Origin of the sequence: Streptomyces aurantiacus, from assembly GCF_027107535.1 — a bacterium.
GTDB lineage: Bacteria > Actinomycetota > Actinomycetes > Streptomycetales > Streptomycetaceae > Streptomyces.
In genome coordinates this window covers 2,541,899-2,564,583 of sequence record NZ_CP114283.1, presented here as the reverse complement: position 1 = coordinate 2,564,583, position 22,685 = coordinate 2,541,899, and the positions used below count along the sequence as shown (strand labels likewise).

General features: G+C 71.4%; 20 protein-coding genes. 4 read left to right on the top strand and 16 right to left on the bottom strand.

The features are described from left to right. Window positions 1-13 precede the first annotated feature (13 nt). Window positions 14-487: a GNAT family N-acetyltransferase gene (locus O1Q96_RS13060; protein ID WP_269248333.1), complete on the bottom strand. Its 474-nt coding sequence runs from the start codon at window positions 485-487 to the stop codon at window positions 14-16. A 167-nt stretch (window positions 488-654) separates the two neighbouring features. Here O1Q96_RS13060 and O1Q96_RS13055 point away from each other — a divergent pair, with 167 nt between their 5' ends. After that, complete coding sequence (locus O1Q96_RS13055; protein WP_269248332.1) at window positions 655-1,704, top strand: lytic polysaccharide monooxygenase auxiliary activity family 9 protein; 1,050 nt, start codon at window positions 655-657, stop codon at window positions 1,702-1,704. A 108-nt stretch (window positions 1,705-1,812) separates the two neighbouring features. Here O1Q96_RS13055 and O1Q96_RS13050 read toward each other — a convergent pair whose 3' ends face one another. Both O1Q96_RS13050 and O1Q96_RS13045 read right to left on the bottom strand, forming a co-directional pair. Further along, window positions 1,813-2,688 (bottom strand): esterase/lipase family protein, encoded by an 876-nt coding sequence (locus O1Q96_RS13050; protein ID WP_269248331.1) that lies wholly within the window; start codon window positions 2,686-2,688, stop codon window positions 1,813-1,815. A 171-nt stretch (window positions 2,689-2,859) separates the two neighbouring features. Then, window positions 2,860-3,306: a MarR family winged helix-turn-helix transcriptional regulator gene (locus O1Q96_RS13045; RefSeq protein ID WP_269248330.1), complete on the bottom strand. Its 447-nt coding sequence runs from the start codon at window positions 3,304-3,306 to the stop codon at window positions 2,860-2,862. 93 nt (window positions 3,307-3,399) lie between these two features. On the opposite strand from O1Q96_RS13045, the gene O1Q96_RS13040 reads away from it, so the two are divergent. Then, window positions 3,400-3,774, top strand: a complete 375-nt coding sequence (locus O1Q96_RS13040; RefSeq protein ID WP_269248329.1) for a cupin domain-containing protein — start codon at window positions 3,400-3,402, stop codon at window positions 3,772-3,774. Between the two features lie 40 nt (window positions 3,775-3,814). On the opposite strand, the gene O1Q96_RS13035 is transcribed toward O1Q96_RS13040, so the two are convergent. Beyond that, window positions 3,815-4,825, bottom strand: a complete 1,011-nt coding sequence (locus O1Q96_RS13035; protein WP_269248328.1) for a DNA polymerase Y family protein — start codon at window positions 4,823-4,825, stop codon at window positions 3,815-3,817. Continuing rightward, window positions 4,822-8,313: a DNA polymerase III subunit alpha gene (locus O1Q96_RS13030; protein ID WP_269248327.1), complete on the bottom strand. Its 3,492-nt coding sequence runs from the start codon at window positions 8,311-8,313 to the stop codon at window positions 4,822-4,824. The genes O1Q96_RS13035 and O1Q96_RS13030 overlap by 4 nt, the downstream gene beginning before the upstream one ends. Before the next feature lie 156 nt (window positions 8,314-8,469). Between O1Q96_RS13030 and O1Q96_RS13025 the strand changes: the two genes are divergently transcribed. Continuing rightward, complete coding sequence (locus tag O1Q96_RS13025; RefSeq protein ID WP_269248326.1) at window positions 8,470-9,522, top strand: YhgE/Pip domain-containing protein; 1,053 nt, start codon at window positions 8,470-8,472, stop codon at window positions 9,520-9,522. 111 nt (window positions 9,523-9,633) lie between these two features. On the opposite strand, the gene O1Q96_RS13020 is transcribed toward O1Q96_RS13025, so the two are convergent. Both O1Q96_RS13020 and O1Q96_RS13015 read right to left on the bottom strand, forming a co-directional pair. Then, window positions 9,634-10,716 carry a S1 family peptidase gene (locus O1Q96_RS13020; RefSeq protein ID WP_269248325.1) on the bottom strand — a complete coding sequence of 361 codons (1,083 nt, stop codon included), beginning with the start codon at window positions 10,714-10,716 and terminating at the stop codon, window positions 9,634-9,636. 285 nt (window positions 10,717-11,001) lie between these two features. Beyond that, entirely contained in the window at window positions 11,002-11,994 is a 993-nt protein-coding gene (locus O1Q96_RS13015) for a slipin family protein (protein WP_269248324.1), read from the bottom strand. Between the two features lie 89 nt (window positions 11,995-12,083). Here O1Q96_RS13015 and O1Q96_RS13010 point away from each other — a divergent pair, with 89 nt between their 5' ends. Beyond that, window positions 12,084-12,965 (top strand): alpha/beta fold hydrolase, encoded by an 882-nt coding sequence (locus tag O1Q96_RS13010; RefSeq protein ID WP_269248323.1) that lies wholly within the window; start codon window positions 12,084-12,086, stop codon window positions 12,963-12,965. A gap of 133 nt (window positions 12,966-13,098) precedes the next feature. Here the strand turns inward: O1Q96_RS13010 and O1Q96_RS13005 are convergent, their stop codons facing one another. From O1Q96_RS13005 to O1Q96_RS12965, 9 genes are all read right to left on the bottom strand, one after another. Next, the gene (locus tag O1Q96_RS13005; RefSeq protein ID WP_269248322.1) at window positions 13,099-13,797 is read right to left on the bottom strand and encodes a hypothetical protein; all 699 of its coding nucleotides are present in this window, start codon (window positions 13,795-13,797) and stop codon (window positions 13,099-13,101) included. Window positions 13,798-13,922: 125 nt separating this feature from the next. Next, window positions 13,923-14,828, bottom strand: coding sequence for a S1 family peptidase (locus O1Q96_RS13000; protein ID WP_269248321.1), 906 nt, complete (start codon window positions 14,826-14,828; stop codon window positions 13,923-13,925). Between the two features lie 236 nt (window positions 14,829-15,064). Next, on the bottom strand, window positions 15,065-15,847 hold the full coding sequence (locus O1Q96_RS12995; protein WP_269248320.1) for a DUF1684 domain-containing protein: 783 nt from the start codon (window positions 15,845-15,847) through the stop codon (window positions 15,065-15,067). Between the two features lie 4 nt (window positions 15,848-15,851). Continuing rightward, on the bottom strand, window positions 15,852-16,301 hold the full coding sequence (locus tag O1Q96_RS12990) for a hypothetical protein (RefSeq protein ID WP_269248319.1): 450 nt from the start codon (window positions 16,299-16,301) through the stop codon (window positions 15,852-15,854). A 15-nt stretch (window positions 16,302-16,316) separates the two neighbouring features. Beyond that, window positions 16,317-17,396: an LLM class flavin-dependent oxidoreductase gene (locus O1Q96_RS12985; RefSeq protein WP_269248318.1), complete on the bottom strand. Its 1,080-nt coding sequence runs from the start codon at window positions 17,394-17,396 to the stop codon at window positions 16,317-16,319. Between the two features lie 256 nt (window positions 17,397-17,652). Continuing rightward, a complete protein-coding gene (locus O1Q96_RS12980) occupies window positions 17,653-18,624 on the bottom strand; it encodes an ABC transporter substrate-binding protein (RefSeq protein ID WP_269248317.1) in 972 nt (323 codons plus the stop codon). 58 nt (window positions 18,625-18,682) lie between these two features. Then, window positions 18,683-19,483 carry an amino acid ABC transporter ATP-binding protein gene (locus O1Q96_RS12975; RefSeq protein ID WP_269248316.1) on the bottom strand — a complete coding sequence of 267 codons (801 nt, stop codon included), beginning with the start codon at window positions 19,481-19,483 and terminating at the stop codon, window positions 18,683-18,685. After that, complete coding sequence (locus O1Q96_RS12970) at window positions 19,480-20,361, bottom strand: amino acid ABC transporter permease (protein ID WP_269248315.1); 882 nt, start codon at window positions 20,359-20,361, stop codon at window positions 19,480-19,482. The genes O1Q96_RS12975 and O1Q96_RS12970 overlap by 4 nt, the downstream gene beginning before the upstream one ends. 77 nt (window positions 20,362-20,438) lie before the next feature. Then, entirely contained in the window at window positions 20,439-22,244 is a 1,806-nt protein-coding gene (locus O1Q96_RS12965) for an FAD/NAD(P)-binding protein (RefSeq protein WP_269248314.1), read from the bottom strand. Between the last annotated feature and the right edge of the window lie 441 nt (window positions 22,245-22,685).

Genomic DNA, 22,685 nt, shown 5'->3' with positions numbered 1-22,685 from the left:
GCTCCGGTGGTCGTCAGGGTGCGAGCCGCTTGCGGTAGTGCAGCCGGTCGTAGGGGCCTTCCGTCCGGCGTTCCACGAGTTCGTACCCGTACTTCCGGTAGATCCGCTGGTTCTCCCACATCAGCGCGTTCGTGTGGAGTAGGACCTCGGGCAGGTCCAGCGCCCGCGCACGAGCCTCCACGAAGGCGAGGAGCCGCCGCCCCACGCCCTGTCCGTGGGCGTCCGGGTGGACGGCGACGCTGTCGAGGAACAGATGGGCCTCGGGCGCGCGGATCACGCGGATCACCACGAGCCCGGTCACGGGCCGCCCCGTGACGAACACCCGCCCCTGGCCGACGTCGGCCGCGTAATCCGCCCGCATGGGCTGCGGGACGACTCCGATGCGCTCGACGTAGTGGTGGTACGCCGCATCGGTCACGGCTTTCACCGCCTCCGCGTCGGCGGCGACGGCGGGGCGGATCTCCAGGTCTTCCGAGTTGTCTGTCATGGCCGGAACGGTAACTACCTGAGCGCAGGCTCAGCACTCCCTTAACGGCACCATAAGGATCGCCACCACCCGCTCCCAGCAGGGGATTTCCCGGTTTCGAGAGGCTAGCTTGCTGATCGCCCCCAGGCATCACAGGCACCCCCAGATCCGTTTCGAGGAGTTCCCCCATGCCCGCTCGCCCTCAGGCCGCCCGCTTCGCCAGCGTCGTCGCGGTCGGCGTCGCCCCGCTCGCCCTGACCGCCCTCGCCACCGCCCCGGCCGTCGCGCACGGCTCGATGACGGACCCGGTGAGCCGGGTCGCGGCCTGCTACGCGGAGGGCCCGGAGAGCCCGAAGTCCGCCGCCTGCAAGGCGGCGGTCGCGGCCAGTGGCACGCAGGCCCTCTACGACTGGAACGGCGTCAACATCGCGAACGCGGCCGGAAAGTCGAAGGAGATCATCCCCGACGGGAAGCTGTGCAGCGCCGGCAACGACAAGTACAAGGGCCTCGACCTGGCCCGCGCCGACTGGCCGGCCAGTCGGCTGACCTCGGGCAACCGCACCTTCCGGTACAAGGGGACCGCCCCGCACAAGGGCTCGTTCGAGCTGTACGTCACCAAGGACGGCTACGACCCGACGAAGCCGCTGAAGTGGTCGGACCTGGAGTCGAAGCCGTTCGCCAAGGTCACCGACCCGCGGATGGAGAACGGCGACTACGTCTTCGACGGGGTCGTCCCGGTCAGGTCGGGCCGTCATCTCATCTACTCGGTCTGGCAGCGCTCGGACTCCCCCGAGGCCTTCTACACCTGCTCGGACGTCGTCTTCGCCGAGGGCGGCGCGGGCGCGGAGGCCTCTGCCGCCCCGACCGCGTCGGTGCCGTCCGACGAGGAGATCGCGGACGGCACCGACGAGTCGTCCGTGGAGCACGGCGGTCACGGCGACGACGACCCGAAGACGCAGGCCACGGCCACGGCGGCCGCGAGCACGACGTCGGACTCGGGCTCCGGCACCGATTCCGGCTCCGGCTCCGGCTCCGGCTCCGAGGAGACGGCAGGGGCCGGTGAAGCGGCGGACGGCTCCGCGAACGGTGCCGGACCCGCCGGAGGTTCCGAGAACCTCGCCGAGACCGGCGGTTCCGGCTCGACCACGTACATCGCGGTCGGCGGGGCGGCCGCCCTGGCGATCGGCGCCGCGGCGTTGTTCACCTCGGTCCGTCGCCGTGCCGTGCGCGGCCGCTAGCCACCTTTCAGGCACCTCTTCCGCAGAGAGCGCCGTACGGAATTCTGTCGCACGGGAGCCGCGGGCCTGCCGACGTCCGCCGCGCGGTTCCCGGCTCCCCTCGCGGGGCTAGCCGATCGCCGACAGACAGGTCGTCGGGGTGGCGTGCGCCGGATCCAGGGCGTTCGCCACCTCGTGGAAGGCGATCCGGTCGATGAGCCCGAGTGCCGCGTGCTCGGAGAGGTCGAGCGCGCACAGGTTCTGGATCAGGACGTTGCGTACGTCCGGACCGTCGAGGAACTGCGAACGGTACGGCGTGACGACCTCGTCGTACTTGGTGGCGATGACCGTGTAGCGGACGCCCGGCACGGTGTCGCCGCCCGCGTTGAGCCTGGTCAGGAAGGCGGAGCCGGCCACCTGGTCGGCGAGGGCCGGGGTGGCCGTGGAGAGCAGGTCGCCCGCACCGGGGAAGTACGGGAGCAGGTTGGTCAGTCCGTTCAGGGTGGTGCCGTGGTTGTCGGGTGCGATGCCGACGAGGGCGTTCACCTTGGCGGCTCCGCCGAGGAACTTCAGGTAGTGGCGGGGCATCATGCCGCCCTGCGAGTGGCCGACGAGGTCCGCCTCGGCGGCTCCGGTCGCGGCGAGCACCTTGTCGACGAAGGTCTTCAGCTGCTCCGCCGACTTGTCGATGGGGCCGAGACCGTGGAAGAACGGCACGCCCGGCAGTTGCCCGTAGTCGAGGGCGTAGACGCAGTAGTCGCGGTTCACCAGGTAGGGGGCGAGGCCCAGCCAGTTGTCCACGGAGTTGGCGAAGGTGCCGTGGACGAGGACGACGGGGCGCGGGTGGGCGGCGGACGGTGTGCAGGAGTAGTCGTTCCAGCCCCTGCTGGTCGCGGCTTCGGCCCGGTCGGTGGCGGCCGTGGCGGCTGTGGCGGGGACGATCGCGACCGCGGCGGTCAGCAGCAGTGCGGCCAGGGGTCTGAGCAGGTGCTTCCAGGGCAGCATCGGGTGATCTCCTTGCGGCTCAAGGGAGTGACGAGGCGTAACGCCCTGTGATCCGGATCACGAGGATGCTGTTCTTTTTTCAAGTTACGAGTGAGTAGTAAAAGTGTGAAGTTACGCGTCAGTAAAAACTGCCAGTGATAACCGGGAGCGCTGACACGTGCCGTGGAACCGTCACCAGGCGGGCCTGATGGGACCGTAGGGTGCAATGCACAGCAAACGGTCACGCAACGCCCTGACTTCACCCTCGCCAAGCAGTTCAACCCAGGGCCGTACCGCCTCGGCGGCCGCTTCCTCCGCCGCCCGCGTGCACTCCTGGCCCCGCTCGGTCAGTACGACGAGCCGGGCCCGCGCGTCGTCGGGGTGCGGCCGCCGCTCCGCGTACCCCTTGCGGACCACCTCGTCGACAAGCTGACTCGCCGCCTGCTTGGTCACGCCCAGGTGGGCGGCCAGCTCGGTGGCCGTCGCCCCGCCGGACGCGATCCGGGCGAAGGCGAACCCGTGCGCGGGCCGCAGCCCCTCGAATCCACGGGCGACGACGCCTTCGTGGATGCGCTGCGTGAGCTCACCGGCGGCGGCGAGCAGGGCGGCGGACAGGGCCATGGCCTCGGAGTTCTGCACGCATGCATTGAAACACCCTTGACGGATCGGTCAAGTTGCTTGACCATCGACCCATATAGACAAGCAACTTGACCAATTGCCCGGGAGGCAGCCGTGCCCGTCGTCCGCTCGTCCGAAGCCGTGGTCCACGAGATCCACGGAGCCCGTTTCGTCTCGTACGCCACTCCCCTCAGCGGGAGCAAGGAACTGTGCGCCTGGCGGGGTGAGATCCCCGCCGGCACCAAGGCGCCCGCGCACACCGTCAACCGGGAGGAGATATTCCATCTCCTCTCCGGGGAACTGCTGATGACGCTCGACGGCCACACCGAGCGGATCACCGCGGGCGACACCGTGATCATCGGTCCCGGCGCGACTCTCACCGTGGAGAACCCGACCCAGGAGACAGCGGTCTCCTGGGTCACCACGTCGATCGGCCTCCAGGCGAAGCTGGCCGACGGCACCGTCATCACCCCGCCGTGGGCCAACTGACCTGAAGCGGGGCGCAACAGGGGCGCGGGGAGCGGAGCGGCTATGCCGCCAGCGCGCCCGGTATCACCGCCCGCGGCCCGAACTTCGCCCGGACCCGGTCCGCCACCTCCTCGATGCGACGGGCCTTCTCGTCCACCGGGTCGAAAGTGAGCTGGTAGGACGCCTGTTCGGCGGGGTCGAGCCCCTCCGCGCGCAGGGCGATGCCGCGGACGCGGGCGCGCTGCAGGCCGAGCGCCTCGTACATGCGGTAGGCGGCGTCGGTGAGCGCCGAGGAGTGGGCGGTCGGCTCGGGAAGGGTGCGACTGCGGGTCGTCGTGGCGGGAGTCCCCCCGCCCGACCCTGTTCGAGAGGGGGGAAGGTCGGCGTAGCGGACGGTCAGGGTGAGCGTGCGGCACACCTTCCCCAGGGCGCGCAGTCTGGAGCCCAACTCCTCGGCCGCACAGAGCAGGGCGCGCCGATGCTGGTCCGGGTCCAGCTCGTCGCGCGAGAAGGGTCGCTCGGTGGCGAGCGACCGGGAGACGGCGTTCGGTACGACCCGGCCGCGGTCGATGCCCTGTGCCATCTCGTGCAGTTCGCGGCCGGTACGGGCGCTGGTGAGCCGTTGCAGCGTGGACAGCGGCGCGGCGGCCACCTTGCCGACGCTGTCCAGGCCGTACTCACACAGGGTGCGGGCGGTGGCGGTGCCGACTCCCGGCAGCGCCCGCACGGGCTGTTCCTCCAAGAACTCCGCGAGGGCGCGGGGTTCGCCGGGCACCACGCGGGTCGTCCCGGGGGCGGCTCCCCGCAGAGCCATCCGCGCGAACATCGGGCCGGGGCCCGCCCCGATCGCGCAGTCGACGCCGTGCCAGGCGAGCGTGCGCACCCGGATCAGCGAGGCCAGCTCCCCGACGTCCCTCCTGAAGTACCGTTCGGCGCCCCGCAGATCCGCCAACGCCCCGTCGGGCGGCAGCGCCTCGACGACGGGCGTGAACTCCTCCAGCGTGCCGAGGAGTCGAGGCAGCGCGGCCTCGCGCGTCGGAGGCAGCTGGAAACGTACGCAGAGGATGGTCATCCCGCACTCCCCGGACTCTGGTGCCACAGCTTCTTTCCGATCGCGGGCCCGTCGCCCGCCGGGCGCAGATCCGCCCACGGATGCATTTCGTATCCCGTGGACATCTGGATTCGACGGCCGCCCGTCGGATCTCCAGCGCCCGGGGAGCCATCCCCGTCCCCGGCCTCCCCCTGCGGCCCGGCCAGTCTCAGCGCCACGCCGTCCAGCCCTTCCTCGCGGCGCAGTTCCACCAGGTCGGCGAGGTTCCAGGCGGCCGCCCCGACCACGCTGAGGCTGCGCGGGCCGCGCCGCTGCACCACCCCGCGCACGAGCAGGAGCCAGGAGTGGAAGACGGTGTGCGCGCACGCGTCGTGGGAGTCGTCGAAGAAGGCGAGGTCGACCAGGCCCGTGCCGTCGTCCAGGGTGGTGAAGATGACCCGCTTGCCGGAACGGACGGGCGGCGTCTGGGTGGCCGCCCTGGCGCCCGCGACCAGCACCGTCTCACCATGCCGGGCCGCCCGCAGCCGGCGTGCCGTGACGACGCCCAGCTCGTCCAGGAACGTCCGGTGATCGTCCATCAGGTTGCGTGAGGCGTCCATGGAGAGCACGCCCAGTTCGGCGCTGAGCCGTTCTGCCGAGGACAGGTCCGGCAGTCCGGCCGACGCGGTCTCCTGCCCGCCGCCCAGCGGGAGTTGGGCCCCGCGGCCACCGCGCGCGCCCCGGTGCAGTTCCGTCAGGTGCAGTTGCAGGTCACGGCGGTTGGCACCGAAGACGTCCAACGCGCCCACCTGCGCGAGCCGTCCGGCCAGGGGACGGCTCGGCCGGGCCCGTTCCCAGAAGTCGAGCAACGAGGCGTACGGCTGCCCTTCCGCGATCCGTGCCGCCTCCGCCTCGCTGATGCCGTGCACGTCGGAGAGCGCGAGCCGGACACCCCAGGTCTTCCCGGGCTCCCCGGAGGTCTTTTCGCGGTCCCCGAAACCTTCCGATTCAGACACCAGTTCGATACGGTGTGCGACCGCCGACCTGTTCACGTCCAACGGCAGGATCGGCACCCCCCGCCGCCGCGCGTCCGCGAGCAGCAGCCGCTTCGGGTACATCCCGGGATCGTGCGTGAGCAGCCCCGCGTAGAAGGCCGCCGGGTGATGCGCCTTCAGCCAGGCCGACTGGTAGGTCGGCACGGCGAAGGCGACCGCGTGCGCCTTGCAGAAGCCGTACGACCCGAAGGCCTCGACGATCTCCCAGGTGCGGGCGATCGTCTCCGCGTCGTACCCCCGCGCGGCCGCGTGCTGCGCGAACCAGAAGCGGATCCGCCCCTGCGACTCGGGGTCGGACAGCCCGCGCCGCACCCGGTCCGCCTCACCGCGCCCGCAGCCGGTCATGATGGCGACGATGTCGATGATCTGCTCGTGGAAGACCACGACCCCGTACGTGCTCTTCAGCGGTTTCTCCAGATCCGGATGCGGGTGGCGGACCGGCGCCCGGCCGTGCCGCGCCTCGATGAACGGCCGCACCATGTCGGCCGCGACCGGGCCGGGGCGGAAGAGGGAGATGTCGACGACGAGGTCGTGGAAGGTCTCGGGCTGGAGCCTGCCGACCAGGTCCCGCTGTCCCGGTGACTCGATCTGGAAGCAGCCCAGCGTCTCGGTGGACCGGATGAGCCGGTACGTCGCCGGGTCGCCCTCCTCCACGGCGTCCAGGTCGATCCGGTCCCCCGTGGCCCGCTCCACCTCGGCCACCGCGTGGGCCATCGCGGACTGCATCCGCACCCCCAGCACATCGAGCTTGAGCAGCCCGAGATCCTCGACGTCCTCCTTGTCGAACTGGGACATGGGAAGCCCTTCGCCACTGGTCGGCACGACCGGCGTACGGGCGAGGAGCGAGGCGTCGGAGAGGAGGACTCCGCACGGGTGCATGGCGACTCCGCGCGGCAGGGCGTCCAGCGCCTCCACCAGTTCCCAGAACCGTCCGTACTTCGCACCTTCCTTCGGGAACTCGCCTGCCAGGGAGCGGAGTTCGGGCAGTTCCTCCAGCGCGGCGCGGGCGTCGCGGGCGCGGATGTGCGGGAAGGACTTGGCGATCCGGTCGATGTCGGCCGGGTTCATGGAGAGCGCGGCGCCGACGTCGCGTACGGCATGCCGTACGCGGTACGTCTCGGGCATCGCCACGGTCGCGACCCGCTCGGTGCCGAACCGGCCGATGATCGCGCGGTAGACCTCGATGCGGCGTGCGGACTCCACGTCGATGTCGATGTCGGGCAGGACCTGACGGCGCTTGGACAGGAAGCGTTCCATCAGCAGCCCGTGCTCGACGGGATCGGCGTGCGCGATGCCGAGGAGGTGATTGACGAGCGAGCCCGCACCGGAGCCCCGCGCGGCGACCCGGATGCCCATCTCCCTCACGTCGTCGACGACTTGAGCGACCGTCAGGAAGTAGGAGGCGAAACCGTGGTGGGCGATGATGTCCAGCTCGTGGTGCATCCTCTCCCAGCGGTCACGCGCTCCGGGAGAACGGTCGTAGCCGCGCAGCACCATCCCCGCCGCCGCCCGTGAGGCCAGGACGCGCTGCGCGGTGCGGCGGCCGGCCCCGACGAGATGCGGTTCGGGGAAGTGCACGGCGCCGATCCCCAGGTCGTCCTCCGGGTCGACCAGGCACTCGGCGGCGGTGGCCTGGGTCTGTTCGAGCAGACGGTACGCGGTGTCGCGGCGGTAACCCGCGGCCTCGACGACGCGTTCGGCGGCGGCCAGCATGGCACCCGCGTCCTTGAGCCAGGCCTCGCCGCTGTCCAGTTCCTTGCGGGGGTCCACGGGGACCAGCCGACGGGCGGCGTCCAGCACGTCGGCGACCGGACCCATGCCCGCGTCGGCGTACCGGACGGCGTTGCCGAGCACCGGGCGCACCCGCTGCTCGGCGGCGAAGCCGACGGTACGGGCGGCCAGCCGCAGGGATCCCGGCCCGGTGCCCCTGCGTCCGTGCCAGACCGCTTCGAGGCGCAGGGCGTCGCCGTACACCTCCCGCCAGGGCGCGAGCAGTTTCGCGGCCCGGTCGGGGCGCCCGGCGGCGAGCGCCCGGCCCACGTCGGAGGCGGGCCCGAGCAGCACGGTCAGGCCCTCGGCGTGGTTGCCGGCCCAGGGCAGCAGCGGCTGCCCCTCTCCCGCATGCGCCGCAGTAACGATTCTGCAGAGGTCGGCCCAGGCCCTCGCGCCGTCCCGGGCGAGGAAGGTCACCCGGGGTGTCGACTCGTCGATGAAGGCGCCGCCCCGTACGGGAGTCCGGCGCCGCTCCCCCCGTACGGGCTCCCCGACCGCCAGGTCGACCCCGAACAGTGGACGCACACCCTGCGCGGCGCAGGCCTTGGCGAAGCGGACCGCACCCGCGAGGGTGTCCCGGTCGGTGAGCGCCAGCGCGTCCATGCCCCGCTCGGAGGCCTGCTCGGCGAGACGCTCCGGATGCGAGGCCCCGTACCGCAGCGAGAACCCGGAAGCGGTGTGCAGATGCGTGAAGCCAGGCACGCGCACCTCCACCATCCCGGGGCTCCCACGCCAGCCCTCGAACATCAGTTCCCAAGTCCCCCACCTCCACCATAGACCAATTTTCGAACGCCTGTGCGACATCCGTTCGGCCCCGTCCCACCTGCGCAAACACCGCCCGGCTCGGACCGTGGGGACATGACACGGACAGCACAGGCCCCGCACCGGTCCTTCCTCGACGAGGTGAAGGACGCGGTCACCCCGCGGGCCACGCTGCTCGTCATCGGCGTGCTCGCCCTGCAGCTGCTCTTCATCGCCTCCTACGTGGGGGCGCTGCACCATCCGAGGCCGAAGGACGTGGCGTTCGCAGTGGTCGCGCCGGGCACCGCCGCCGAGCAGGCGGTGGCCCGGCTCGAACGGCTGCCCGGCAAACCCCTGGACCCCCGCGTGCTCGCCGACGAGGCGACGGCACGCGAGCAGATCGCGAACCGTGACATCGACGGCGCCCTGCTGATCGACCCGACCGGCACCACCGACACCCTGCTGGTCGCCTCCGGCGGCGGCAAGGTCCTGGCCAGTGCGCTGATCGCGCTCACCACCGAGCTGGAGAAGAGCGAGGGCCGCACGGTACGGACCGTCGACGTGGTCCCGGCCGACGCGCAGGACGCCAACGGGCTCACACCCTTCTACCTGGTCGTCGGCTGGTGCGTGGGCGGCTATCTGTGCGCCTCGGCACTGGCGGTCAGCGCGGGCGCCCGGCCGGCCGGTCCCCGGCGCGCGGTGATCCGGCTCGCCGCCATGGCCCTGGTCGCGATCGTCGGCGGACTCGGCGGAGCGGTCATCGTCGGGCCGGTCCTCGGAGCGCTGCCGGGCAGCGTGGCGGCCCTGTGGGGGCTCGGCGCGCTCATCACCTTCGCGGTGGGCGCCGCCACGCTCGCGCTCCAGTGCGTCTTCGGGATCATCGGCATCGGAGTGGCCGTCCTGCTGGTGGTGATCCTGGGCAATCCGAGCGCGGGCGGCGCCCTCCCGCCGCCGATGCTGCCGCCGTTCTGGAAGGCGATCGGCCCCGCCCTGCCGCCGGGCGCGGGTACCTGGGCCGCCCGCTCGATCGCCTACTTCAAGGGCAACGACCTGACCGCCTCGATGCTGGTGCTCTCGGCATGGGCCGTGCTGGGAAGCGCGATCACACTCGTCGCGGGCTCTCTGCGCGGGGCCGATCCGGCGAACGCCGCCCCGCAGGAACGCCCCTGAAGGGACGCGGGGACGGCGAGACAGGCGCCCCGCCCGAATCCTCCCCCGACGCGCGAACCCCGCCCCCACCGGGCCGGTGGAAGCGGGGCTCTCGCGTACTCGGCGGAACGGTCAGCCGATCTGGGTACCCGTGGCGGACAGCGCCTCGGTCACCGGCTGGAAGAAGGTCTCCCCGCCGGAGGTGCAGTCCCCGCTGCCACCGGACGTGAGTCCGATCGCGCTGCTTCCGGAGAACAGCGAACCACCGCTGTCACCCGGCTCCGCGCAGACGTCGGTCTGGATGAGCCCGTTCACGATGTCGCCGTTGCCGTAGTTCACGGTGGCGTCCAGGCCGGTGACCGACCCGTCGTGGACCTGGGTCGTGGACCCGCTGCGGGTGACCTTCATCCCCACGGTGGCCTCGGCCGCGCCCGAGATCGCCTGCGCGGAACCGTTGTAGAGGTTCACCTCGCTCGGGTGGTCCACGTCCGCGGTGTACTTCACCAGGCCGTAGTCGTCGCCGGGGAAGCTGGAGTCCGCGTTCTCGCCGATCTCGGTGCCGGAGGAGTCGGACCAGGTGGTGATCCCCTCGGTGCAGTGCCCGGCGGTGAGGAAGAACGGCTCGCCGCCCTTGACCACGTTGAAGCCGAGCGAGCAGCGGCCGCTGCCACCGGTGATGGCGTCACCACCGGCGACGAAGGTCCTGAACTCCCCCTTCGTGGTCCTGAGTTCGGCCTTGGCACCGAGCCCGTCGACGACCTCGGTCAGCTGCGCCATCCTGGCGCCCTTGACCGTACGGTCCGCGGTGACGACGACCTTGTTGGTCGCCGGGTCCACCGCCCACGAGGTGCCGGGGATGGTCGCGTCCTGCTTCAGCGTCGTACGGGCGCCCTTGAGTTCGGCGAGGGAGTTCTCGACGATTCTGGCCTTGGCACCCGCGGCCTCGACGGTTTCGGCCGCGGTCTTGTCGAGCACGTTCACGACAAGGCTCTTGGCCTTCGCGTCGTAATACGTTCCCGCCGCGTCCGCGCCGAGGTCCTTGCCGAGCGTCGAGGCGAGCTTTCCGGCCGCCGTGACCGAAAGGATCTTGAGCTCGGGAGCGGGCGCGTTCTCACTCGCGTTCGCACTCTGCAAGGTGACTCCCGCGGCGACCAGTGCGGCGATGCCCGCACCTGCCACGGCGACCCGCCGCTTGGGTATGCGTCGGTGCTTCAACTTGTGTCCTCCTGTGGGGGGTCGGGCGCGGCGATTGTGGGGACCACCGCGACCGAAAGGTGTGCGGACAGGGACACGACTCACGAAAAAAGCCGCGTCCATGCCAACGGACGACGACCACTATTCCGAGGCCGCACGGGGGCACACAAGGTCGACTTCAGGACGCGCACACCGTGACCGACGCGCGCCCCCGCATGGTTGACGCGCGTTGACAAGCCGCTGTCCCACCTCGTCGGTTCCCAGTGCAAATACTACGAGCGAGTAACTAGCGGCATTCTGTGAGGTCTAGTCCTGTCCGGATTTCGACCCTCCGAAGTCCGGATCCAACGGTGTCTCGACGGGAGGGAGTTGCTCCTGCATCGATTGCTGCCACTGAGCGAGCAGCTGTTGCGCCTGGGCCGACAGCTCCTGCGGTTGGTCCGGCGGCGGCTGCGATCCGGCCGACGGCTGCCGCGGATCGGCAGCAGCCTGTCCCGCCCGGAGCGAAGGGTCCTCCGCGCGAGGTGCCTGCTGCGCGGGCTGCTGCGCCCGCTCCAGGAACCGCAGCAGTTCGACCGGGAAGGGCAGGACGAGCGTGGAGTTCTTCTCGGCCGCGACGGCCACCACCGTCTGCAGCAGCCGCAGTTGGAGCGCGGCGGGCTGCTCCGACATCACCCCGGCGGCCTCCGCCAGTTTCTTGGAGGCCTGCAGCTCGGCGTCCGCGTTGATGACCCGGGCCCGCCGCTCGCGGTCGGCCTCCGCCTGGCGCGCCATGGACCGCTTCATCGTCTCCGGCAGCGACACGTCCTTGATCTCGACACGGTCGATGGAGACGCCCCACTCCACGGCCGGACTGTCGATCATCAGCTCCAGGCCCTGGTTCAGTTTCTCCCGGTTGGAGAGCAGGTCGTCCAGCTCGCTCTTGCCGATGATCGAACGCAGGGACGTCTGCGCCATCTGCGAGACCGCGAACCGGTAGTCCTCGACCCGGATGACCGCGTCGGCGGCGGACACCACCTTGAAGTAGATGACAGCGTCCACGCGCACCGTGACATTGTCCCGGGTGATGCCGTCCTGTCCGGGCACCGGCATCGTCACGATCTGCATGTTGACCTTCTGGAGCCGGTCCACGAAGGGCACGATCATGGTGAATCCCGGACCGCGCACCCCGGACCGCAGCTTCCCGAGCCGGAGCACCACACCCCGCTCGTACTGTTTGACGACTCGGGCGGCGGCCATCGCGTACACCGCTCCGACGGACGCGAGCGCCGCTCCCGCCGCCACCAGCTCCTCGACCATGACGACCCCCAGGGTCCGTATCGGGCGCAAAAGGTGTGTACTTCGACGGTAACTCCGGCGTGGAGGCGAAAGGGAGATGGAGGACAGCGGTGCCTAGCGGGATACGGATGCGGGACGGACGGCGGCTGGCGTTCGAGGAATGGGGCGACCCTGGCGGTACGCCGGTGGTGCTGCTGCACGGCACACCGGGCTGCCGGCACGGCGTGGTGCCGCAGGAGGTGATCGCGGCGCGTCCCGGGGTGCGGTTCATCGCGTACGACCGCGCCGGTTACGGGGACTCCGACCGTGGCCCCGGACGCCGGGTGGCGCAGGCGGCGCGGGACGTGGCCGCGCTGGCCGACGCGCTCGGGCTCGGCCGGTTCGCTGTGCTGGGCCGGTCGGGCGGCGCTCCGCACGCGCTGGCCTGCGCGGCGCTGCTGCCGACCCGGGTACGGCGGGTCGCCGCGATGGCGAGTCTCGCGCCGCCCACCACCGAGGGGCTGAACTGGTTCGAGGGGATGGCGGCGTCCAACGTCGACGAGTACACACGGGCACTGACCGACCCCGTGGACTTCGCGGACCGGCTCGCCTCACGGGCCGCGGCGGTCCGGGCGGACCCGGCCCAGCTCCTCGCGTCGATCCGGGACGGCCTCACCGACTCCGACCGGCGGATCATCTCCACCCCGGCCGTGAGCGACATGCTGCTGCGCAACTACCGCGAGTCACTGCGCACTTCGGCCTACGGCTGGATCGACGACAACCTCGCGCTGCTGAGTCACTGGGGTTTCGATCCGGCGCGCATCACCCGCCCGGTGCTGCTGTGGCACGGCGCCCAGGACACCTTCTCCCCGGTGGGCCACTTCGAGTGGCTGGCCCGGCAGATCCCGCGCGCCCGCCCCGTCCTGGACCCGGACGGCGGCCATTTCGCGGCGCTGGAGGCCCTCCCGGACGTACTGGACTGGCTGTGCGCGACACCACGGACCGACGGGTGATCGGGAGGGCCGGGGCGGCGCCCACGTCAGGCGGACATCCGCCCGCCGCTCCCCGGTCGCCCCGTCCTTCGGACGATCTTCCGGACGCCGCTTCGGACGCCGCTTCTCACCGAGCTCCGGGGCGCCGCCCGGATCACTCTCCGGGGCGCCGCACGATGAGGCCGCCACCCGCGCCAGGCCGCTCCAGCCGGGCTCCCCGCAGCAGGTCCATCACCCGCTCATGACTGTCCCCCACGGCGTCCGTCACCCGCAGCCGCATCAGCAGCACGTCGATCTCGTCGACGAACCGCTGGGTGTACATGCCCTCGGGCACGGTCTCGTGCCCGGCGGCGCCCGCGAGCGGGAAGCCCGCACCGAGGAGCATCTGCCGGTAGTGGGTGCCGTGCACGAGACGCCGCCCGGCGAGGTCCGCCAGCAGTCCGGCGTGGTCGGTCCAGGGCCCGGGAGTCCCGCCGCGCGGCACGAGCTGGTAGTCGACCCGCTCGACCACCGCGTGCTGCTGCCCGCCGTTCAGGATGCCCACGTTCCAGGCGGGCTCGTCCGGGGCGAAGGGGCCGGGCCCCCAGGACGCCCTCCAGCCCAGCGCGGGCCGTACCGTGCGCGCGTACTGGGCCCGGCCGAGCACCGCGGCGAGGGCGACCGCCAGCAGACTGCCCAGCGGGTCCGTGTCCATCAGCCGCAGCCGCCACGGCCACTGCCTGCTCAGCTCCCCGGTCACGTTGCCCCGCACGATCTCCCACAGGAGCACCAGCGCCAGCAGCACGAGCAGCACCAGCGGTGTCGTGAACAGCAGCGGGCTGCGGCGTACGCGGCGCTGCCGGTCAAGAACCACTCGTCGTTCCCCCGGTCCTTCGGTTCGTTCCAAGGACGAGCCCCCGCACCGCGAACGGTGTGCGGGGGCTCGTCTGCTGCCGACTGCAGATCAGATCACGCGGATGTCGCTTTGTCGCGTACCGATCAGAATACGTTGACGCCGTAGGCGCTCAGGGCCTCGGTGACCGGCTGGAAGAACGTGGTGCCGCCGGAGGAGCAGTTGCCACTGCCGCCGGAGGTCAGACCGTAGGCCACACCGTTGCTGCCGTAGAGCGGACCGCCGGAGTCGCCGGGCTCGGCGCAGACCGTGGTCTGGATCATGCCGTAGACGACGTCGCCGCCACCGTAGTTGACGGTCGCGTTCAGGGCGGTGACGCGCCCTGTGCGGGTGCCGGTGGTGGAACCGGTACGGATGACGTTGGTGCCCACGGCCGGAGTGGCGGCGCGGGTGATGTCCACGCTGCCCGCGGTGCCGGACTTGGTGACGCCGGTGTTGCTGTACCGGACGAGACCGTAGTCGTTCGTCGGGAAGCTGGAGCCCGCGGTCGGTCCGAGGACCGTGGTGCGCCCGGAGTTGGAGTACCAGCTGCCCGCGCCGTCGGTGCAGTGGCCGGCGGTCACGAAGTAGTCGGCTCCCGCGCTGTTCTTGACGTTGAAGCCGAGGGAGCAGCGCCAGCTGGTCGCGTAGATGGCGTCGCCGCCCTTGATCAGCTTGTTGATTTTGCCCGGGGTGTGCTTGATCTGCAGGGCACCGGCGTTGGTGCCCGCGGCCCGCTTGATCTTCGCGATCTCCGCCTTGGTGACGGTGCTGTCGACCGTGACCACGACCTTGCCGGTCTTGGCGTCGGTCGCCCAGGCGGTGCCCGGAACATCGGCCTTGAGCACCGAGGAGTTGGCGCTCTTCAGCTGGGACGTACTGAACGTGGATGCGTCGCTCGCGTTCGCGGAAGGGATGGTGAATGCGGCCGCGGCCACGAGTCCGGAGGTGACGGCGATCAGCCGGGTCCGTCTCGCTATGCCGCTGCGGGGGGTGGTGCGCTTGGTCCTCACTGCTCGTTCCCTCCAAAGGGAAGTCGGGGGCCCGCGTGGGGTCGGGGCCCGTGAGGCGCACGCCAGGGGCGTTGTGTCCGGATTCCGGATACGCCGTGCCCCTGACAAGGCGCTGGGGGAATATTCGACCGCACGCTCGAAGGATGCAAGGGCGCCTTTCGGCCGTGCGATGTTCAACTTACGTATTTCCCACGGGAGTTGATCTCGTCGGCGCCGATGTGTGGATTCCGTGCGGATCAGCGGAGGAGATTGCGCTCCCCGGCTGCAATCTCCGCGCTCAGGCTATTCCCCGGCGGCGGGAATGGGCAGATGAAGTGGTCCGCGAATGCGCACGGCGGAAGCAGGGCGCGGTTGAAGTCCACCGTCGTGCGCCCCTGCCCGTCCGGCGCCGCCGGTCGCAGGAACCGGAAGCGGTAACTGCCGTGCCCGCTCGTGGCGTCGGCGAAGACGGCCCACAGCGAGCCGTCGCCCTGGACCGTCACCTGCAGCGTGAGGTCCCTGCCGTCCAGCGTGAAGGCGAGTTCACCGCCGAGCCCGAGTCCCCGCTCGCGCCCGTCGGCGTTCCCCACGCGTACGGTCCGGTTCTCCCGGTAGGGGGTGAAACGCCCCGGCGCCGACCACCGCGCCTCGTACGCGGTGGCCTCGATGCCACGGAACGCCCGCCGTGCGGGTGAGGCGGGGTCGAAGTCGCGTACGCCCAGGGCCTTTTCGCGGGCGAGAACGACGAACCGGCGCTCGCCGTGCGCGACACGGGCGGCGTCCGGACCGAGGTCCGCATCGAGCCGGACCTCGCCGGTGAAGGGCGTGCCGTCCACGCGGATGCCGTCGGACTCCTCGGCCGTCAGAACGACCGCGTCACCGTCCGCGGCCCACCGGCCGGGCATGTCCGGAAGTCGCCCCTCCGGATGATCTTCGAGCCAGTGCGTGCCGCTGAGCGCGAGCGGACCGTAGGGCGCGGACACCGTCGCGATGCGGTGCTCGTGCCACTGCTTCCAGTCCTCGAACGCGTCCGCCGTCATGTGATCAACCCTTCCACACGGGGTCCGGCGACCCGAGGTGTGAGCGCGGCGCGGTGCCGGTGTATTCCGTCCGGAGCGCGCTGCGCTCCTGGAACAGCGGCACGACCCGGTCCACGAACTCGCCGAGGCCGCCCGGCGTCGGACACGGCGCGAGGACGAAACCGCCGGCCGCGTCCGCCCGTACGAACCTCTCGATCCGGGCGCCGGCCGCCTCCGCGGCGCCGGCGAAGGACGCCCGGGCCGACGCCTCGGTCCCGGTCTGCCGGCTCGACGGGCCGTTCTCGCGTGACCGGGACCGCCGCCTCTCGGCCACGGCGAGGACGGAAGGGTCGGGATCGGGGCCGGAGAGGTGGGCACCTCGGATCGGCTCCGGGCGAGGATCGCGTTCTGCGGCGAGACGGACCTGCTTGCGGACGGTCGGCCGTCGCGCGACCGAACGCGTACGGAGGGGCATGGCGCGTACAGGGGGTCATGGCGCCTCCCCGGTCACGGCGTACCGGTGGGCGGGCCGGGTGAGTCCCAGGTGCTCGCGGAGTGTGCTGCCCGGGTAGAAGGTGCGGAAGAGCCCGCGGTGCTGGAGCAGCGCGACCGTGCCGTTGACCAGGCGTTCCAGGTCGCGGCGGGGCTCGGCGGGCGTGAGGTGGAAGCCGTCGGCGGCACCGGTCTCGTGCCAGGAGGCGATCAGTTCGGCGAGGTCGACCGGGCCGCCGCGGTACAGCGGGCCCTGCCCGGTCTGCCGGGGGCCGCCCCCGCCGTGGCCCGGCTCGGCCGCGCGTTCGCCGTCACCGAGGTCGACGGTGAGGGCGGCGAGGACACGCAACTCGTCAGGGTCCCGCCCGTGTGCGAGCGCGGAGGCGTGCAACTCCGCGCGCACCGAACCGACTTGTGCCGGGTTCGTGCCCTGGACGAGGGCCACGTCCGCGCATCGCGCCGCGGCCGCCCGGGCACGCCGGTCGGTGGCATCGACGACCGTCACCGGGGGTCCCTGCGGGGGACGCGGCACGGTCGACGGGCCGCGCACGGGGAAGGTGTCGCCTTCGTAGCCGGCGGGGCGCGCCTCGTCGCGGCCGACGGGCCGGCCGCTCGCATCGTCGCGTGTCCCGGCATCGACCGCCCGGTTGTCCCACAGCCGGGCGGCCAGGTCGGCGACCTGCCCCGACTCGCGCCCCGACGCCCCGGCTGACGGGGCTCGCCGGCGGCCGAGGTTCCGGGCTCCGCCCTCGGTGGTCGACAGGTCGATCCGACAGCCGGCCCGGCCGCGGCTCACGCGGTCGAGGGTGGCCAAGGCGGCCCGGGCGGGGAACGGCTCGGTGCGCGTGACGGTGACGGTGGGCACCAGACCGATACGTGTCGTGGTGGACGCGATCCGCGCCAGCACGGCGAGCGCGTCGGGCTCAGGCCGCGCGAAGGTGTCGCCCAGCGTGACGAAGTCGAACCCGCCGCGCTCCGCGAGCCGCACCAGTTCGCCATGGGCCGAGACATCGTGGACCGCCTCTTGATCGACGGCTGCGGCCAGGTGCAGAAGCCCCCGGCCGTGCGGTGCTGCCATGAGGAGAGAACCTTTCTGGAGGCTCCCGGCCGCCACCGCGACGAAGCGCCGCGGGGGCGGGTTCGGGTACGGGTATGGAGATGGGGACGGGTGCAGGCACGGGGACGGGTTCGGGGACGATGGCACCGGCCGGACGGGACCGGCGGGAGACGACCGGCCGGACCCGGCACGACTGGCGGGTCCCACGGGACCGGCAGGCGGGACCTGACTGATCGGGCCCGGCCGCGGCGCCCGGGGCGGGCGCCGCGGACCGGGGTCAGATCCTGGGCAGGCCCGGCGGGTTGATCTCCGACTTCTCCACGGCCTCGCTCGACAGGCCCCACCGCTTGAGCACGCGCCCGTAACTGCCGTCCTCGATCACGTGGTTGACGGCGGCCGCATACGCGTCGACGAGCCCGCTCCCCTTCTTCGTGGTCGCGGCGATCTTGCCCTGGAGGTCGTCCCCGGCACCCGAGAGCGTGCCGATGATCTCCGACTGCTTCGCACTGGCCACGTGGTAGGCGGCGGACGGGCTGGGGCCCAGGTAGGCGTCGATACGGCCCGACTGGAGGGCCAGGTAGTAGTCCGTGTCCTTCTGGAAGTACTTGATGGTGACGGCCTTGCGGCCCGCCTTCTCGTTCTGCTTGCTCCAGTCGACGAGGATCTTCTCCTGGTTGGTGCCGGAGGCCACGGCGATCGTCCTGCCCGCGACGTCCTCGGGGCCGTCGACCTTCCAGCCGCTGCCCTTCTTCGCCTCGAACGCGATGTTGTCGAGCCGGTAGGTCGCGAAGTCGTACTTCTCCTTGCGCTCCTCCGTGACGGTGACGTTCGAGAAGACGGCGTCGAACTTGCCGCTGTCCAGGCCGACGAAGAGGTTCTCCCAGGAGACCTCGTCGTTGTCGAGCTTCAGGCCGAGGGTGTCGGCGACGAGCGTCGCCAGATCGATCTCGGAACCGATTCTCGTCCTGTCGTCGGTCGCGTAGAACCCGAGGGGTGGTGAGGCGTCGGCGCTCTGGCCGAGCTTCAGCGTGCCGCGCTCGCGGACGGCCGCCGGGACGAGCGCGGCGATCTCGTCGACCTTCTCGCCGCGGATCCGGTTCTGGTCCGGGCCGATGTTGACGCCGCCGACCTTCCCGGTCCCGGAGGTGCCCGTCCCGGTCGCCGCGTCGCTGTCACCGCCGCAGGCGCTGAGCAGGGGGGCGACGACGAGTGCGGCGACGGAGACGGCGACGGTGCGTCGGGATATCACGGAAGAACTCCTTCACTGGGAATGGGAGAACGGGGTGGGACGCGAGGGGCCCGGCGGCTCAGAGGACCTTGGAGAGAAAGGCGCGGGTGCGCTCGTGTCTCGGCGCGTCGAGTACGTCGCCGGGGGCGCCCTGCTCGACGACGCGGCCGTCGTCCATGAAGACGACGGTGTCGGCGACCTCGCGGGCGAAGCCGATCTCGTGCGTGACGACGATCATGGTGGTGCCCCGGTGGGCCAGGTCCTTGATGACGTCGAGGACTTCGCCGACCAGCTCCGGGTCGAGCGCGGAGGTCGGCTCGTCGAAGAGGAGCAGCCTGGGCTCCAGGGCGAGCGCCCGGGCGATGGCCACGCGCTGCTGCTGCCCGCCGGACAGTTGCTTCGGATAGGCGTCGGCCTTGTCGGACAGCCCGACCCGGTCGAGCAGTCCGCGCGCCGCGCCGGTGACGTCCTTGCGGGACCGCTTCAGCGCGGAGACCGGGGCCTCGACGATGTTCTCCAGCACCGTCAGGTGCGGGAACAGGTTGAAGTTCTGGAAGACGAACCCGATGCGGGTGCGCTGCTTGAGGATCTCGCGCTCGCGCAGCTCGTACAGCTTGTCGCCGGATCGCCGGTAGCCGACCAGCGCTCCGTCCACGCTGATCCAGCCCCGGTCGGCCTTCTCCAGGTGGTTGATGGTGCGCAGCAGTGTGGACTTGCCGGAGCCGGAGGGGCCGAGGACGACGGCGACCTCACCGGCCCGTACCGCGAGGTCGACGCCCTTGAGGACCTCCAGCGGACCGAAGCTCTTGTGGACGGATCTGACGTCGACCATGGGGGCGGCGGTCCCGTCCGCCGTCGCGGGGGTGCCGGGCGCGCTCATCGGGTGCTTCCCTTCGCGAAGTGCCGTTCCACGTAGTGCTGGAGGACGGAGAGCGCGGTGGTCAGGAGGATGTACCAGGCCGTCGCGACCATGAGCAGCGGTACCACCCGGCCGTTGCGTCCGTAGATGACCTGGACCTGGTAGAAGAGTTCGCCGATCGCCATGACGGAGACGATCGAGGTGCCCTTGAAGAGGGAGATCACCTCATTGGCGGCGTTCGGCAGGATGGAGCGCATCGCCTGTGGCAGCACGATCCGCCGGATCTGCCGCAGCCGGGGAATGCCGAGCGCGGCGGCCGCCTCCAACTGCCCGCTGTCGACGGCCAGTACGCCACCGCGGACGATCTCAGCGGCGTACGCGGCCTGGTGGAGGGCGAGTCCGAGGACGGCCGCGCTCATCGCGCCGACCAGCCCCATCGTGTCGAAGGAGAAGAAGCCGGGCCCGAAGGGAACGCCGAACTGCAGCTCCTTGTAGAGGTAGGCGAGGTTGAACCAGAAGAGCAGCTGCACGATCAGCGGGATGGACCGGAAGGCCCAGATGTACGCGAAGGAGACGGCCCGGAGGAACGGGCTGTCGGACAGCCGCATGAAGGCGAGGACGATGCCGAGCGCGAAGCCCAACGCCGTTCCGTAAAGGGTGAGTTGCAGGGTGACCCAGACCGCCTTGAGGACCACCTCGGCGGTGAAGAACTCGGCGAACACCTCCCACTCCCAGCCAGGGTTGGTGGCGAGCCCGTGGGCGAACTGGGCGAGCAGCACGGCGGTCACGACCACGGCGGCCCAGCGCCAGGGGTGCCGGACGGGCACCACCTTGAGCGCGCCGTGGTCCTCGGGCCGGGCAGACGCTCTGGCGAGGGGTGGATCACTGGTCAACGGCATGGGGGCCTCCGGGCGGGAGAAGGGAGGAGAAGAGAAGGGGCCGGCACGCGGTGCGTGGCCCGGGGTGCGGCGTGGGGTTATGCGGCGGCGCGACAGGAGAGGTCGCGCAGGAAGGCGAGTGCGGCCCGCGCGGTGGCGTCGTTCTGCCGGAAGGCGAGCCCTCCGGTGCGCGGCCGGGTGAACGCGCCGAAGCCGCGGGCGTCGGTGTGCGGGCCGAGCGCGAAGCGTCGCGGGTGCGGGGTGCCGGACCGGTCGAGGACGCGCCCGTCGGCGGGGTCCACGGCCAGCAGCCCCTCGGGCGTCGCGGCGGCCCCTTCGGCGTACAGCTCGCGCAGCAGGGTGTCCCGTGTCCGCTCGACCGTGGGGTGCGGCAGCCGTGCCTCGACGAGCGCGCGGGCCTCGACGTACTCCCCCGGCACGGTGGCGCTCCCGGCCCGGAAGACCCCGTCCGAGGCGGACACGGTCATGCCCGCGCCCAGGAACCGCAGCACTCCGGCCCGTGACAGAGCGAGCATCTGCCGCAGGCGCGGTCCGGGCGGCCCCGACGCGAGGTGGCTGAAGAAGCCGTGCCACCAGGGCCCGATGTCGCCGAGCCGCACCAACTGCCCGTAGACGGAGAGGAGTCCGAGGAAGACGGCCAGGTCCGGGCTGTGCACCGGGTCGTGACGTCTGGTCAGATCCGCCTCGACGTACGCTCGCAGGCTGCCCTGGAGGGCGTCGTACGAGGTGTGCCGCGCCTCGGCCAGTGGCCGGTCGAGCGCCGCCAGGTCCAGCCGGTCGGCGGGATCGGGCACGGCGGAGGCGACCAGGGCCCGGATACCGGCGCTGTCGGCGGCGGTGTACTTCTCGTATCTCCCCTCGAAGTCCGTCCAGGTCATGGCCGTGCGGTCGGGGTGCGCCGCGAACAGCCGGTGGTAGTGGGCGAAGCCCAGCTCCTTCTCGACGAGCGGCAGCGCGTCCCGCCGGAAGTCGAAGCCCGCCGGGCGCGCCAGTAGTCCGTCCACCGCCTCGGGTCCGAAGAACCGGGGCAGCGGCGGCCGTTCACCGGTCCAGTCGTAGCCGATCTTCGAGTGGTACGGGACTCCGCGGCGGGACCCGACGTGCAGCACGGGCTCGCGTCCGGACGCCCGGTACGTCAACTGCCCTTCGGCGTCGGTCTCGTAGCGGCCGCCGCGTCCTTCCGTGAGGAGGACCATCAGGTCGACGAAGGCGAGCCCGAAACCGCGTACGAGCACCGGTTCGCCGGGGGCGAGGGCGGACAGGTCGCTGTCGACGGTGAAGTCCGGTGGCAGGTGGACGAGGTCGTGGACGCGGGCGTACGCCCCCAACCGGCGCTGTTCCTCGTCGGGTTCGGCGTCCAGATGGCCGAGGGTGAGGACGACGAGATCGGCGAGGAGCGGACGCGGCCGGCCCGCCAGCCACACCTGCTGACGCCCCTCGCGTGGGCCTCCGACCCGTACCGCGCGGCGGGGGTGGTGGTGGACACGGATGCCCGGCGGGAGCGCGGCGACGGTCTGCTCGTACACCCAGCGCAGGTAGGCGCCCTGCCGTCGCCGGTCCGCGAAGACGCGTCCGTCGAGCCGGGCCCACTCGTGCAGGGTGGGCCCCTCCCGTACGGGTCCGGCCATGTCCACGGTCTCGTCGGTGAACATGGTGACGTCCTGGGCCTGCGAGTTCATCCACAGCAGCGGCGGCTGCTCCTCGCGCCAGATGCGTCCGCCGCCCGGCGGGTACGGGTCGACGAGGTGCACGTCGAGGCCCGGACCGGCCGGTGCCGAACCGGCGTACAGCTCGGGCGCGTTGGCGGCGATCCGCTCCAGGACTCCGGTCCCTCGCGGTCCGGCTCCCACGATCACCAGCGACGGGGGCTCGGAGCCGCTCATCGGGTGTGCTCCGAACCGCGCACGTAGCGCCGCTCGAGGTGGTATTGGTCTTGCCGGGGCCGCGGGACGATGCGCGCAGGCACCGCGTCTTTCGGCGCGGCCACCTCGACAGGGGTGTGCGAGGACATGTGAAGGCTCCGTGATGCGTCGAGTCGAACACGGGTGATGCCTTCACACAGGTCACGCCGGACGCCCGGGGCGTCGTACGGCGTGCACGGCCGAGCCCCTCAGCAGGACCGTCCGTCGAGAGTACGGGGGCGTTTCCCGGGCCTGTCAAGGCTGTCCACACTGTGAGCAGTACGTCTCAGGTCAGTTGACGTCCAACCGGATGCCTGTTCCACTTACGCACATGCATTCGCAGCAGTGGCTGGTCACCCGCTCCCACATCGACTTCGGTCGAGTGTGGTCCTCGTCCTGTTGAGCTGACCCCCTGCGCGCCCG

Excerpts from the sequence above, each read along its gene's own strand:
- O1Q96_RS13035 (WP_269248328.1), bottom strand. The coding sequence starts at position 4,825 with ATGACCATCCTCTGCGTACGTTTCCAGCTGCCTCCGACGCGCGAGGCC.
- O1Q96_RS12975 (WP_269248316.1), bottom strand. The coding sequence starts at position 19,483 with ATGAGCGCGCCCGGCACCCCCGCGACGGCGGACGGGACCGCCGCCCCC.
- O1Q96_RS13015 (WP_269248324.1), bottom strand. The coding sequence starts at position 11,994 with ATGGTCGAGGAGCTGGTGGCGGCGGGAGCGGCGCTCGCGTCCGTCGGA.
- O1Q96_RS12965 (WP_269248314.1), bottom strand. The coding sequence starts at position 22,244 with ATGAGCGGCTCCGAGCCCCCGTCGCTGGTGATCGTGGGAGCCGGACCG.
- O1Q96_RS13055 (WP_269248332.1), top strand. The coding sequence starts at position 655 with ATGCCCGCTCGCCCTCAGGCCGCCCGCTTCGCCAGCGTCGTCGCGGTC.
- O1Q96_RS12970 (WP_269248315.1), bottom strand. The coding sequence starts at position 20,361 with ATGCCGTTGACCAGTGATCCACCCCTCGCCAGAGCGTCTGCCCGGCCC.
- O1Q96_RS12995 (WP_269248320.1), bottom strand. The coding sequence starts at position 15,847 with ATGACGGCGGACGCGTTCGAGGACTGGAAGCAGTGGCACGAGCACCGC.
- O1Q96_RS12985 (WP_269248318.1), bottom strand. The coding sequence starts at position 17,396 with ATGGCAGCACCGCACGGCCGGGGGCTTCTGCACCTGGCCGCAGCCGTC.
- O1Q96_RS12990 (WP_269248319.1), bottom strand. The coding sequence starts at position 16,301 with ATGCCCCTCCGTACGCGTTCGGTCGCGCGACGGCCGACCGTCCGCAAG.
- O1Q96_RS13060 (WP_269248333.1), bottom strand. The coding sequence starts at position 487 with ATGACAGACAACTCGGAAGACCTGGAGATCCGCCCCGCCGTCGCCGCC.
- O1Q96_RS13025 (WP_269248326.1), top strand. The coding sequence starts at position 8,470 with ATGACACGGACAGCACAGGCCCCGCACCGGTCCTTCCTCGACGAGGTG.
- O1Q96_RS13050 (WP_269248331.1), bottom strand. The coding sequence starts at position 2,688 with ATGCTGCCCTGGAAGCACCTGCTCAGACCCCTGGCCGCACTGCTGCTG.